We start from the raw sequence: 12,662 nt of genomic DNA, 5'->3' as shown, positions 1-12,662 counted from the left end.
ACGACATGAGCGGGCAACGCAAACGGCTCCATATCCACGAAGTCGCGACGCGCGACGGTTTCCAGAACGAAGCGGCCTTCGTCGACACCGACGACAAGATCGCGCTCGTCGACGCGCTGAGCGCATGCGGCTACGCGAAGATCGAGGTCACGTCGTTCACGTCGCCGAGGGCGATCCCCGCGCTGCGCGACGCGGAGGCGGTGATGCACGGCATCGTGCGCGCACCGGGCGTCGTCTACACGGTGCTCGTGCCGAACGTGCGCGGCGCCGAGCGCGCGCTGTCGTGCGGCGTCGACGAAGTGAACCTCGTGATGTCGATGAGCGAAAGCCACAACCGCGCGAACCTGCGGATGACGCGCGAGCAGTCGTTCGCGCAGCTGCGCGGCGTGATCGACGCGGTACGCGGCGCGCGGGTCGCGATCAACGTGTCGCTGTCGACCGCGATGGGGTGCCCGATGGAAGGCGACGTGCCGGCCGAAACGGTGCTCGCGTGGATGCAGCGCTTCGCGGATCTCGGCGTGCACGGCTTCACGCTGTGCGACACGACGGGCATGGCATTTCCGTCGCAGGTGCGCGCGTTGTCCGAACGCGCACGCGAACGCTTCCGCGCGCTGCCGCTCACGCTGCATTTCCACAATACGCGCGGGATGGCGCTCGCCAATACGCTCGCGGCGCTCGACGCCGGCATCGACCGCTTCGACGCATCGCTCGGCGGGCTCGGCGGCTGCCCGTATGCGCCGGGTGCGACCGGCAACGCATGCACCGAGGAACTCGTGCACATGCTCGAACTCGACGGCTACGATACGGGCGTCGACCTCGCGGCCGTGCTGGCCGCGTCGGCGCGACTGCCCGCGCTGATCGGGCACGACGTGCCGAGCCAGATCCTGAAGGCCGGCCGCCGCTCGGACCTGCATCCGCCGCCGCGCGCCGACGCGGGCGAGATGCCCGCGCAACGCGCTTTCTCATGAACGACAACCGGAGCGAATTCCATGGCGCTGATTGACCACCTCGACCATCTCGTGCTGACCTGCGTCGATCCGGACAAGACCCGGCATTTCTACACCGAGGTGCTGCAGATGCAGCTCGAAACGTTCGGTGCCGGCCGGCTCGCGTTCCGCTTCGGCAACCAGAAGATCAACCTGCACGTGCGCGGCGCGGAGTTCGAGCCGAAGGCGCATGTGCCGGTGCCCGGCGCGCTCGACCTGTGCTTCATCGCATCGGTGCCGCTCGACGACGTGATCGCGCACCTGCGGCGCGTCGCATGGCCGATCGTCGAAGGGCCCGTCGAGCGCACGGGCGCCACGCGGAAGATCCGCTCGGTCTACGTGCGCGATCCCGACCTGAACCTGATCGAGATCGCCGAGCCGATCTGAGCCGAGGCAGCCCGTCGCCGCGCGCACGCGGCGTTCGCAGTCCTTCGCCGAAAGCGGACAGGCGGGCGCCGCGCCCGCCGATTCCGGATAGCCGGACGCGGCCGCGCCGCGGATAATGGCGCAACGGCGTCGGCCCGGCCGTCGCCTGCTCAACGCGCACGGCGAACCTGCTTCCCGCGCATCCGCAACCCGATCCAGGCGCTCCCCGAATGACGATCCTCTATCGCGGCATGGACCGCGCGGCGCTCGATGCCGCGTACCTGAACACGAAGGCCGTTCCCGATTTCCCGGCGCTGCTCGCGTCATGCCAGGCGCGCAGCGCCGCGTTGTACGACGCGACGCCCGGCCGCCGCGACCTGCGCTACGGCGCGCAGCCCGCGCAACGCTTCGACTGGTTGTCGTGCGGGCAAGCCGGTGCGCCGCTGTTCGTGTTCATTCACGGCGGCTACTGGCAGCACTGCACGAAAGCGGATTTCGCGTATGCGGCGAGCGGGCCGCTCGCCTGCGGCTTCGACGTCATCCTGGCCGAATATACGCTCGCGCCCGTCGCGACGATGACCGGCATCGTCGCCGAAATCGGCATGCTGCTCGATCATCTCGCCACCGACCCCGACCGCCTCGGCACCGCGCGACGCCCGATCCACCTGAGCGGCCACTCGGCGGGCGGCCACCTGACGGCCATGCATCGCGCGCATCCGGCCGTCGTGTCGGCGCTCGCGATCAGCCCGCTCGTCGACCTCGAACCGATCTCGCTGTGCTGCCTGAACGACAAGCTGCAGCTCACCGCGCACGAAGTCGACGCGTGCAGTCCGCTGCGTCATGTCGGGCCCGGCGCGCCGACCGTCGTTGCGGTCGGCGATGCCGAACTGCCCGAACTCATCCGGCAGGCGGACGAATACGCGACGGCATGCGAAGCGGCCGGCGAACGGATCGCGCGCGTCTGGCTGCCCGGCATGCAGCACTTCGCGGTGCTCGACGATCTCGCGCGCCCGGACGGCGCGATGCTCGCCGCGCTGCGGTCGATCGCGCCGCGCTAGCCGCAGCGCTTCACACGCGCACGGCCGGGCGTATGATCGGCGTCAGGCCGTCGCGGCAACGTGTGCGCCGCACGGTTTTCCCAGGACCCACGACATGGTGAACCCGCTTCATTTCGATCTGCAGTCGCTGCGCGTGTTCGCGCTCGTCGCCGAGCACGGCAGCCTGACGAAGGCGGCCGAGCATGGCCAGCTCACGCTGTCCGCGGTCAGCAAGCGCATCGCCGAACTCGAAAGCGTGACCGGCAGCGCGCTGTTCGTCCGGCATGCGCGGGGCGTCGAGCTGACGCCCGCGGGCCGTGCGCTGCTCGACCATGCAGCGAAGGTGATCGAGCAGGTCAACCGGATGGCGCACGAGATGAGCGACTACGCCACCGGCGTGCGCGGCCACATCCACGTGTGGACCAACACGTCCGCGATCGTCCAGTTCCTGCCCGCCGATCTCGCCGCGTTCCTCACCGACAACCCGGGTATCAAGGTGAGTCTAGAGGAGCGGCTGAGCCACGAGATCGTCGACGCGCTTGCCTCCGGCAAGGCCGATCTCGGCGTGTTCGCCGACAACGTGCCGGCGCCCGGCATCGACCGGCGGCTGTACCGGCACGACGAGCTGGTGCTGCTCGTGCCGCGCACGCACCGGTTCGCCACGCGCGACAGCATCCGCTTCGCGGAGACGCTCGACGAGGACTACGTCGGCCTGAGCGACGGCAGTTCGCTGCTCGCGCGCATGACCGACGCCGCGTTCGCGGCCGAGCGCTCGCTGAAGCTGCGGATCCAGGTATCGAATTTCGACGGCGTGAGCCGGATGATCGAGGCCGGGCTCGGTATCGGCGTACTGCCGCGCGAGGCGGTGACGGGCGAACGCGCGGCCCGGCTCGGCGTCGTGAAACTCGACGACGCGTGGGCGACGCGCACGCTGTGGGTCGGCGTAAAGGCGGGCAGCGTGTTGACCACCGATATCGCGAAACTGTTCGATTTCATGTCGGCGCGGTAAATGCGCCGGCACGACGAAACACGGGGCGCGCGCCTGCCTACCCCGGCCCCGTCACCGCGTTACACCGGATTGATCTCGTCCTGGCTGCGCCGCGTGGTCAGCGGCCCGAGCACGCGCAGCGTCACCGCCACGATACCGAGCGCGACCGAAATCACACCGAACATCGCACCCGCGCCGTAGTTGCCGAGCACCGGCAGCAGCACGAACGGCAAGACGCCGCTGACGATGCGCGACAGCGCATAGGTACTGCCGATCGCCGTCGAGCGCACGCGTGCCGGGAAGATTTCCGCCTGGTACACGTGATACGCATTGCTGAACACGTTCGACGCGCAGGTCGTCAGGAACCCGAAGCCGACGATCAGCACGGTATGGCCGGAATACGCGAAGCACAGCCCGAATACCGCGATCGACAGGATCGACACGATCACGAGCGTGCGGCGCTCGATCCAGTTCAGCAGCGGAATCGACAGTAGCGAACCGATCGGGTAGCCGATGAACGACAGCGCGATGAACAGCGTGCTGTCCGTCACGTCGAAGCCGCGGCTCTTCACGACCGTGCCGGCCAGCGTACCGAACCCGTAGTAGCCGAAGCCCTGGAACAGGTGAAAGATCGCGAGCATCAGGTAGCGCGCGCCGTAGGGCTCACGACGCAGCAGCGCGATGCGCTCGCGGAGGCCGAGCGGCCGCTGCGGCTCGACCGGCTCCGCGAACTGCTCGGGCACGCGCACGCCGGCGCCGTCCGCGAAACGCCGTAACGCCGCGTGAGCGTCGGCGGTGCGGCCCTGCGCGAGCAGCCAGCGCGGGCTCTCGGGCAAGCGGTGCTGGACGAGCAGCACGTACACGGCGCCGAGACTGCCGATCGCGAGGATGATGCGCCAGCCGGCCACACCGGCCACATGCAGCGGGTTCAGCCACAGCGCGAGGAAGCCGACGAGCGGCACCGCGACGTAGGAAGTCGTATAGGCCCACGCGGCGAGCCGCCCGCGTTTTTCCTTCGGCAGGATCTCGGACAGGAAGCTGTCGGCGACCGGATAGATCGCGCCGACGCCGATGCCCGTCAGGAACCGGCATGCGACGAGCATGTCGGCGTTCACCGAAAACGCGCCGACCAGCGAAAACGCGCTGTACCACGCGAGCGTCAGCAGGAACGCCTTGCGCCGGCCGATGCGGTCGGCGAGGCTGCCCAGGCACATCGCGCCGACGAACATGCCGATGAAGGCCGACGCCAGCAGCAGCTTGAAATCGGCGCTTTGCCGGCTCAGCCCGTATTCGTTCTGCAGCGCGGAGCCGATCGTGCTGACGAGGAAGATCTCGTACATGTCGAAGAACAGCCCGATGCCGATCACCCAGACGACGAACCGGTGCAATGCGCCGACCGGCAGGTCGTCCATGAAATCGCCGAGCGTGACGCGACGGGCGGCAAGGGCCGCCGCATCGGCGCCGACGCCGGAGGAAGCGGCCGGCAGTCGGGCGGACGCGGGGCCGCCCGTGCGGCCGCCGAGATCGAGGGATGGGCTGTTCATCGTGTCTCCTGATTGTCGATATGCCGTGGCGCGCGGCCCGGCCGTTCGCAGCCGGCGTGACGCGCCCGGCCGCACGACGCGGCGACAGGCATCGCAAGGCCCTCAAAGGGCCGGACATGCGCGCTGCGCCGATCGTCCGACACATGGTGGGCATATCGGCGGCGCGTGATAATTGCGGATGCTTCAAGCATCCTTTCCCGGGCAGAAAGGGTAGGGCGCGTGCGGCGGCCCGGATTCGCGCAGCGGGCCGCTGCGGCTTGCGCGGCACGTGATGCCGCGCCGGCAACGGTGTGCCCGCGCAGTCGAGCGGACCGGGAAAACCATGAGGCTTCGGCCGTCAGACCGCGCCGCGCATGGCTGCGAAAATCATGCTCGCGGAAAACACGACGGAGCGGTCGCGCGCCGGTGCGCCGCATGTCTGCGCGGCACACCGGCGACGTACATCATTTCTCAACTCGCGATGACGATGAATGCCGTCAGCGCGATCGAGAACAACGCGAGGCCCAGCAGGCCGGCCGCCGCCGCCGCGGGCAGCGCGAGAAATCTTCTTCTTTTCATAGGTGCTGTAGTTGTGTCGTGGGTCATTCAGCGCAACTGCTTGAATGTCGGGCCCGGCGTTCGAGGAACGCGGTGCCCTGACGGCCGTCCGTGCGGTTTCTTCGCTCGCGCATTGCAGGGCCAAATCAGCGATACGGCATCCCCGCGGCCGGACGGCTTGCCCGCGTGCGGTAGACTGCACGCTCGCTTGCCCGCCGCCCATTACACGACCGCCCGCGCCCTGCACACACGCCATGGATCGAATCGATGCGATGAAGGTGTTCGTCGCCACGCTGGACGAGGGCAGCCTCGCGGGCGCGGGCCGACGGCTTGGCCGGTCGCCGGCGGCAGTCAGCCGCGCGATCGCGTTTCTCGAGGAACACACCGGCACCGCGCTGCTGTACCGCACCACCCGGACGATCCGACTGAGCGAGGCCGGCGAACGCTACGCGGCCGCGTGCCGCCGCATCCTGTCGGATCTGGAAGAGGCCGACATGCTGGTTGCCGACGAACGCGCCGCGCCGCGCGGCATGCTGACGGTCACCGCGCCGGTCGCCGCCGGCGAGGACGTGCTGCGTGCGCTGCTCGATGCATTCATCGAACGCCATCCGGCCGTGTCGATCCGCCTGCAACTGCTCGACCGTCCCGTCAGCCTCGTCGACGAAGGGATGGACGTCGCGCTGCGCATCGCGCACCTGTCCGATTCGACGCTCGTCGCGATTCCGGTCGGCTCCGTGCGGCGGGTCGTCGTTGCATCCCCCGCTTACCTCGCGAAGCATCCGGCCATCGACGCACCGGCCGATCTCGCGCGGCACCGGATCATCTCGATGACGCACTTCGGGCTCGACTCGTGGAGCTTCCCGCCGGCGGCGCCGTCGGCACTGCCGCAGGTCGTCCAGTTCGCGCCGCGCTTCATCATCAACACGATCCGCGGCGCGGTCGCGTCGGCCGTCGCCGGCCACGGCGTCACGCGGCTCTTTTCGTATCACGTCGCCGAACAGGTACGCGACGGCACGCTGCGAATCGTGCTGCGCGACAGCGAGCATGCGCCGCTACCCATCCATCTCGTGACGCCGTACGGGCGGCTGTCGGTCCCCAAGGTACGTGCGTTCGTCGATTTCGCGGCGCCGTGCCTGCGGGAGCATTTCTCGCGGCTGGCGGCCATCACCGACGGCGATTGAACCGCCATGCGGAAGAATGACTTTCGCACGACGGCGATTCTCCCGGCATTCGACTCAATCTAGACTTTCCTCGACCGACGGACGCGCCTGGCGTCCGTCCAGCGAATGGAGGTCGACATGCATCGGGCACTTCCGGATCAACCGCGCGGGCGCGCAGTCCACGCGTCGCCCGGCACGGCGGGCGCGACGCCTGCGGCGAGGGCGCGATGAGCACGACCGTTCACGCACCGGCCGCCGCGCGCGCCGAGCGTCCGGCCGTCAGCTATGCCGAACGCAACCTGCGCTACTGGCGGCGCAATCTCGCCGTCTGCGTGTTCGGGTCGTTCACGACGCTCGTCAGCCTGAGCATGCTGCTGCCGTTCTTGCCGCTGTACGTGCGGCAGCTCGGCGTCGACGCGCAGTCGGCCGTCATCCAGTGGTCGGGCGTCGCGTTCGGTGCGACGTTTCTCGGCACGGCCGTCACCGCGCCGCTGTGGGGCCGCCTCGCGGACCGCTTCGGCCGCAAGCCGATGCTCGTGCGCGCGGCGATCGGGATGGCGATCGTGATGTCGCTGATCGGCGTCGCGCACAACGTGGTCGAACTGGTCGCGCTGCGGTTGATCGCAGGGCTCGTCGGCGGCTACGCGTCGGCGTCGACCGTGATGGTCGGCACGCAGGCGCCGCGCGAACGCGCGGGCTGGGCGCTCGGCATGCTGTCGACCGGTGCGCTCGCGGGCAATCTGGTCGGCCCGCTCGTCGGCGGATTGCTGCCCGGCTGGGTTGGCATTCGCGGCACCTTCTTCGCCGGCGGCGCGATGATCGCCGTCGCCGCGCTGCTGACGATCTTCGTCGTGAAGGAGGACTTCCACGCGGGCACCGACGCGCAAGCCCGCAGCGCCGGCACGGCCACCGGCACGACGCACCGGACGAATCGCGCAGCGGTCGCCGCCTTGCTGGTGACGGCGATGATGGTGCTGCTCGCGAACATGTCGATCGAGCCGATCATCACGGTCTATATCGGCGGACTCGGCGTCGCCGGTGCCTCTCTCGCGCGGGTCGCCGGCGTCGTCATGGCGTGTTCGGCGCTCGGCAGCATGCTGACCGCCGCGCGGCTCGGCGCGCTCGCCGACCGGATCGGCAGCTGGAACGTGATCGTCGGCTGCCTGCTGCTGACCGCGCTCGCGATGGTGCCGCAAGCGTTCGTCACGCACTGGTGGCAACTTGCCACGCTGCGCGGACTGATGGGCATGACGCTCGCGGGGCTGCTGCCGTCGATCGGCAAGCTCGTGCGGCAATCGGTCGACGAGCGCTCGACGGGGCAGATGCTCGGCTACCTGCAGTCCGCACAGTTCAGCGGGCAGGTGATTGGCCCCGTGATCGGCGGGCAGATCGGCGTCGCATTCGGCCTGCATTCGGTGTTCTTCGTGACAGGCGCGCTGCTGGCCGCTTGCGCCGGGCTCGCGCACTGGGCACGCGGCCGCTAGCCGCCGGCCCGCGGGCCGACGTCTGGCGTAGGATGGATAGCGTTGCCGGTACCGCATCCGGACGCAGGCAGCACCGCACGGGCGCCCACCTTTTTCTCGTGACCGGTGCGCGCGAAGCACGACTTGCACGCGCCGGGCCGAACCGGACTCACGCGCGTCGGCGCGCAGGCGACCGGCGCCTTTCGATCACGGCTATGGGGAGACAAGCGACATGAATCAACCGACCGACAACCGGGCGCTATTGCGCACGCTCGGTATCCGCGCACCGATCGTCCAGGCGCCGATGGCCGGCGTCAGCACGCCGGCGCTGGCCGCCGCCGTGTCGAACGCCGGCGGGCTCGGCTCGCTCGGTGTCGGCGCGACGCATGCCGACGGCGCACGCAAGATGATCCGCGAGACACGCGCGCTGACCGACCGCCCATTCAACATCAACGTGTTCTGCCATGCCCCGGCCCGCGCGGACGCAGCCGTCGAACGCGCGTGGCTCGACTGGCTCGCGCCGGCGTTCCGCGAATACGGCGCGACGCCGCCCGCGTCGCTGTCGGAGATCTATACGAGCTTCGTCGCGGACGATGCGATGCAGGCGATGCTCGTCGAGGAGAAACCGGCCGTCGTCAGCTTCCATTTCGGGCTGCCGCCAGCGAACGTGATCGCTGCGCTGAAACGCGCGGGCATCACGCTGTTCGCGACCGCGACGCATCTCGACGAGGCACGGCAGATCGCCGCCGCCGGCATCGATGCGATCGTCGCGCAGGGCATCGAAGCCGGCGGGCATCGCGGCGTGTTCGATTCGACCGCGCATGACGATCACCTCGGCACGTTCGCGCTGACCCGCCTGATCGTGCGCGAATGCGCGCTGCCCGTGATCGCCGCCGGCGGCATCATGGACGGCGCAGGCATTGCCGCCGCGCTCGCGCTCGGCGCGCAGGCCGCGCAGCTCGGCACCGCGTTCGTCGCGTGCCCGGAGACGTCGATCGACGACGGCTATCGCCGCGCGATCCTCGGCGACGCGGCGCGCCGCACGACGTTGACGGCCGCGATCTCGGGCCGGGCCGCACGCGGCATCGCGAACCGGCTGACCGCGCTCGGCGACGATCCGCACGCGCCGGCCACGCCCGCGTATCCGATCGCCTACGACGCGGGCAAGGCGTTGCATGCGGCCGCGAAGGCGAAGGGCGAATTCGGCTACGGCGCGCAGTGGGCCGGGCAGGCGGCGCCGCTCGTGCGCACGCTGCCGGCCGCCGAGTTGTTCGCCGCACTCGAAAGCGAAGCGCGGGCGGCGATCGAGCGGCTTCGGCACGCGCTGGCCTGATCGCGCGCACCACGGATTTGCAAGGCTTTGTATCGGCACGAACTGCAGATACAGAGCGATACAACGGCCCCGCGCGGCTTCGCTATAAAGCAGGCATGACCGCTTCCGGAGTCCATCATGTCTGCAACGTGGTTCAAGGGATCCTGCCATTGCGGGGCCGTCAAATTCGAAGTCAGGGCGGCCATTACGCCGGCCGTTCGCTGCAACTGCAGCCTGTGCCGCCGCCGCGGCGCGCTGATGAGCCCGATGTTCGCCGCCGCCTGTCTGACCATCGTCGAAGGCGAGGACGTGCTGACGTGCTACCGCTTCAACACGCGCACGGCCCGTCACTATTTCTGCAGCCGGTGCGGCGTCTATCCGTTCCATCAGACGCGCAAGGACCCGGCATGCTGGCGCGTCAATCTCGGCTGCCTCGACGGCATCGATCCGTATGCGCTCGACGCGACGGTCGCCAACGGGGCAAGCCTGTCGGTCGTGGAGGACGCGTGAAACGCTGGCTGATGATCCTGCTGTTTGCCGCAGGCGGGCTCGCGACTGAAATCGCGCATCCGGTGCAATGCTCGCTGCTGTCGGTCAGCCGTCAGCAGACCGGCAAGCGCCGCGGGCACGGCTGAGGCCGCACCGGTTCATCGAGACCGATTATCATGCTTCCGATAAGATCGCATGCGATATATAATGCGGTTGTCTGCGACCGTTCGCGTCGCTGGAGGAAGCCCGTGAAACCGACCGAAGCCTCATCGCCCGCCACGCCGAAGCTGTCCGAGTTCCTTTGCTTTGCGATCTACTCGGCGAATCTCGCGTTCGGCAAGGCCTACAAGCCGATCCTCGACGAGCTCGGCCTCACGTATACGCAATACATCACGATCATCGCACTGTGGGAGCAGGACAACCAGACCGTCGGCCAGCTCGGCGAGAAGCTGTTCCTCGAATCCAATACGCTGACGCCGATCCTGAAGAAGCTCGAAGCGATGGGCTACCTGGAGCGGCACCGCGACCCGTCCGACGAACGCCAGGTGCTCGTCAGCCTGACGAAAAGCGGCCGCCGCGTGCGCGAGAAGGGGCTCGACATGAATCTGGTCGAAGCCACCGGGTTGAAGCCGGACGAATTCGCGAAGGTGCAGAAGGCGATCGTCACGCTGCGCGGCAACCTGATCCGTTCGACCGAAGAAGCATGAGCCGATGAACCGCCGGCGGCCGGCGCGTGCATCGCGCCGGCCGCGTCGTCATGCGTGCGCGTCGCCCAGCACCAGCAGGCGCATCTCGCGGCGCACGACGAAACCGAGCGCGACATAGCGCTCGATCGCCACCTGGTTCGTCGTGAGGACGTGCAGGAAAGGCGTTTCCGCGCGCGCACCGATCGACGCGATCAACGACCGGATCAGGCGCGCCGCAAGGCCTTGCCGCCGAAACGCGGCATCCACGCACACGGCGCTGATCTCCGTATACCCGTCGACCCGCATCCGCTCGCCAGCCATCGCGGCGAGCCGGCCTGCGCTGCGCACGCCGATGTAGCGGCCAAGCTCGACCGTGCGCGGGCCGAACGGGCCCGGCTGCGCCGCCGTGGTCAGCGCGAGCATGTCCGGCACATCGGCTTCGCCGAGCGTCACATGCTCCGATTCGTCGGCCGGATCGGGCGCGCCTTGCCAGACCATTTGCAGCAGTGTCGCGCGCCGGACGACCGCCCATTCCGCCGGCGGCTCGATTTCGTCCGGCGTGACGAGGGCCGCTGGCCCGTGCGCGGCGACCAGTTCGCGCAGCGCGTCGAACGAAGCCGCGCTCGTGTCGGCGATCGCGGCGAATGGCGCAATGGCCGACGGAAACCGCCACGCGCGGTCATTGCCGAGCGCCAGGTGGCGCTGCTTGCCCGTCAGTGCGTTCCAGGCGACCCGATCGAGCACGTGTGTATCGCCTGTCGCGTTTCCGGTCGTGGCATCCGGCATCGGCTGCTCCTCGAATGAAGATGGGGGACGCACAGCATAGACCGGATGCGCGGGGCAGGTAGCAGCGTCGATCCAGACACCGGCTTCCCCATAATAAAAGCGCATGCGATTACATCGTATGCGCTTTATAAGGCGATAGAGGGCGACCGTTTTCGTCGTGCCGCGCTCAATGGCCGAAATAAACCGAGCGCCCGGCCATGCGAACCCCGTCGCGGCTGCCCGACTGCGCCGCGCCGCTCGCGTCGCTGCCGTATCCGGCTGCCTGCGTGTCGGCCGCATCGGCGCCATTGTCGTGAATCCGGTTCAGCGCCGCCTGGATATTGTCCGGATAGTTCGGGTCGTTGGGGCGGTTCGGCAGGTAGCCGGCCGTTTGCAGCGCGACCAGTTCCGCACGCACCTGCGCGCGCGTGACGGTGCTTTCGCTGGCGAACGCCGGCGCGGCGGCGGAGGCCGACACGGCGACGAGAAGGGCTGCGATCAGTTGGGTCTTCATCATTTACCTCGACAGGGAAACAGGCATTCAGGGGTTGCGTGCCGTACGCCGGCCATCGGCGCCGTTCGCGGTTTCATTCAGTGACCGAAGTAGATCGAACGTTCGGCGATGCGCGTCGCGGGCCGGCTGCCCGACTGCGTCGCGGCGGCAGCGTCGGGGCCATAACCCGACGACGCGGACGTGTCGGCCGCCACGGCGTCGTTCGCGTGAACGCGCGTCAATGCGGCCTGCAAGTCGTCCGGGTAATGCGGATCGTTCGCCCGGCCGGGACGGTAACCGGCCTGTTCGAGCTGGACGAGTTCGGCGCGCACCTGCGCGCGGGACACGGCGGCCTGGTCGGCGAACGCCGGGGCGGCGGCGGAAGCGGAAACGGCGACGAGCAGCGCAGCGATCAATTGGGTTTTCATCATTCACCTCGACAATCTGGAAACGGGAAAGGATTCAGGGTTCGCACACCGGCGCGCCGCTCAATGACCGAAGTACACCGAGCGCGCGGCCACGCTGAGCGCGGGCCGGCGGCCGGATTGCGTCGCGGCGTCGCCGTTGCTGCCGTAGCCGGACGCCGGCACGTGGGCAACGACGGCATCGTCGGCATGGATCTGCGTGAGCGCGGCCTGCAGATCGTTCGGATAGGTCGCGTCGGACGCACGGTTCAGCGGATAGCCGGCCTGTTGAAGCTGGGCAAGCTCGGCGCGTACCTGTGCACGCGTCACGGCGGTTTCGTTGGCGAACGCCGGGGCGGCAACGGTGGCCGAGACGGCGACGAGCAGGGCAGCGATCAATTGGACTTTCATCATTCACCTCGATAGAAAAGA

15 protein-coding genes are annotated in these 12,662 nt (G+C 68.8%); 10 read left to right on the top strand and 5 right to left on the bottom strand.

Going from position 1 to position 12,662, the window contains the following annotated elements:
- Window positions 1-5 precede the first annotated feature (5 nt).
- The 4 genes from AC0KUR_RS19250 (at window position 6) to AC0KUR_RS19235 (ending at window position 3,398) form a co-directional block, all read left to right on the top strand.
- Window positions 6-968: a hydroxymethylglutaryl-CoA lyase gene (locus AC0KUR_RS19250; RefSeq protein WP_124607927.1), complete on the top strand. Its 963-nt coding sequence runs from the start codon at window positions 6-8 to the stop codon at window positions 966-968.
- Between the two features lie 21 nt (window positions 969-989).
- Window positions 990-1,373, top strand: a complete 384-nt coding sequence (locus AC0KUR_RS19245; RefSeq protein WP_034186872.1) for a VOC family protein — start codon at window positions 990-992, stop codon at window positions 1,371-1,373.
- Between the two features lie 209 nt (window positions 1,374-1,582).
- Window positions 1,583-2,410, top strand: a complete 828-nt coding sequence (locus AC0KUR_RS19240; RefSeq protein ID WP_175028592.1) for an alpha/beta hydrolase — start codon at window positions 1,583-1,585, stop codon at window positions 2,408-2,410.
- A 94-nt stretch (window positions 2,411-2,504) separates the two neighbouring features.
- Window positions 2,505-3,398 carry a LysR family transcriptional regulator gene (locus AC0KUR_RS19235; RefSeq protein ID WP_034186870.1) on the top strand — a complete coding sequence of 298 codons (894 nt, stop codon included), beginning with the start codon at window positions 2,505-2,507 and terminating at the stop codon, window positions 3,396-3,398.
- 59 nt (window positions 3,399-3,457) lie between these two features.
- Here AC0KUR_RS19235 and AC0KUR_RS19230 read toward each other — a convergent pair whose 3' ends face one another.
- On the bottom strand, window positions 3,458-4,921 hold the full coding sequence (locus AC0KUR_RS19230; protein WP_473376302.1) for an MFS transporter: 1,464 nt from the start codon (window positions 4,919-4,921) through the stop codon (window positions 3,458-3,460).
- 791 nt (window positions 4,922-5,712) lie between these two features.
- Between AC0KUR_RS19230 and AC0KUR_RS19225 the strand changes: the two genes are divergently transcribed.
- The 6 genes from AC0KUR_RS19225 to AC0KUR_RS19200 all read left to right on the top strand — a co-directional run bounded on the left by AC0KUR_RS19225 (window position 5,713) and on the right by AC0KUR_RS19200 (window position 10,589).
- Window positions 5,713-6,639, top strand: a complete 927-nt coding sequence (locus tag AC0KUR_RS19225) for a LysR family transcriptional regulator (protein ID WP_473376301.1) — start codon at window positions 5,713-5,715, stop codon at window positions 6,637-6,639.
- 206 nt (window positions 6,640-6,845) lie between these two features.
- The gene (locus tag AC0KUR_RS19220) at window positions 6,846-8,102 is read left to right on the top strand and encodes an MFS transporter (protein WP_473376300.1); all 1,257 of its coding nucleotides are present in this window, start codon (window positions 6,846-6,848) and stop codon (window positions 8,100-8,102) included.
- 211 nt (window positions 8,103-8,313) lie between these two features.
- Entirely contained in the window at window positions 8,314-9,414 is a 1,101-nt protein-coding gene (locus AC0KUR_RS19215) for an NAD(P)H-dependent flavin oxidoreductase (RefSeq protein ID WP_473376299.1), read from the top strand.
- Window positions 9,415-9,531: 117 nt separating this feature from the next.
- Entirely contained in the window at window positions 9,532-9,903 is a 372-nt protein-coding gene (locus tag AC0KUR_RS19210) for a GFA family protein (RefSeq protein WP_034186864.1), read from the top strand.
- Window positions 9,900-10,028 carry a hypothetical protein gene (locus tag AC0KUR_RS19205; protein ID WP_257786206.1) on the top strand — a complete coding sequence of 43 codons (129 nt, stop codon included), beginning with the start codon at window positions 9,900-9,902 and terminating at the stop codon, window positions 10,026-10,028. The genes AC0KUR_RS19210 and AC0KUR_RS19205 overlap by 4 nt, the downstream gene beginning before the upstream one ends.
- Before the next feature lie 102 nt (window positions 10,029-10,130).
- Window positions 10,131-10,589 carry a MarR family winged helix-turn-helix transcriptional regulator gene (locus AC0KUR_RS19200; RefSeq protein WP_034186863.1) on the top strand — a complete coding sequence of 153 codons (459 nt, stop codon included), beginning with the start codon at window positions 10,131-10,133 and terminating at the stop codon, window positions 10,587-10,589.
- 48 nt (window positions 10,590-10,637) lie between these two features.
- Here the strand turns inward: AC0KUR_RS19200 and AC0KUR_RS19195 are convergent, their stop codons facing one another.
- From AC0KUR_RS19195 to AC0KUR_RS19180, 4 genes are all read right to left on the bottom strand, one after another.
- A complete protein-coding gene (locus AC0KUR_RS19195) occupies window positions 10,638-11,354 on the bottom strand; it encodes a GNAT family N-acetyltransferase (protein ID WP_473376354.1) in 717 nt (238 codons plus the stop codon).
- 166 nt (window positions 11,355-11,520) lie between these two features.
- Complete coding sequence (locus AC0KUR_RS19190; protein ID WP_049035551.1) at window positions 11,521-11,850, bottom strand: DUF4148 domain-containing protein; 330 nt, start codon at window positions 11,848-11,850, stop codon at window positions 11,521-11,523.
- Between the two features lie 74 nt (window positions 11,851-11,924).
- Window positions 11,925-12,254 carry a DUF4148 domain-containing protein gene (locus tag AC0KUR_RS19185; RefSeq protein WP_034187022.1) on the bottom strand — a complete coding sequence of 110 codons (330 nt, stop codon included), beginning with the start codon at window positions 12,252-12,254 and terminating at the stop codon, window positions 11,925-11,927.
- Window positions 12,255-12,314: 60 nt separating this feature from the next.
- Window positions 12,315-12,641: a DUF4148 domain-containing protein gene (locus AC0KUR_RS19180; protein WP_059557853.1), complete on the bottom strand. Its 327-nt coding sequence runs from the start codon at window positions 12,639-12,641 to the stop codon at window positions 12,315-12,317.
- Window positions 12,642-12,662 lie beyond the last annotated feature (21 nt).

This window comes from Burkholderia sp. YHN3-13, assembly GCF_055810675.1.
Note: the sequence above shows the minus strand (reverse complement) of the source record. Positions and strands in the feature narration are given on the sequence as shown.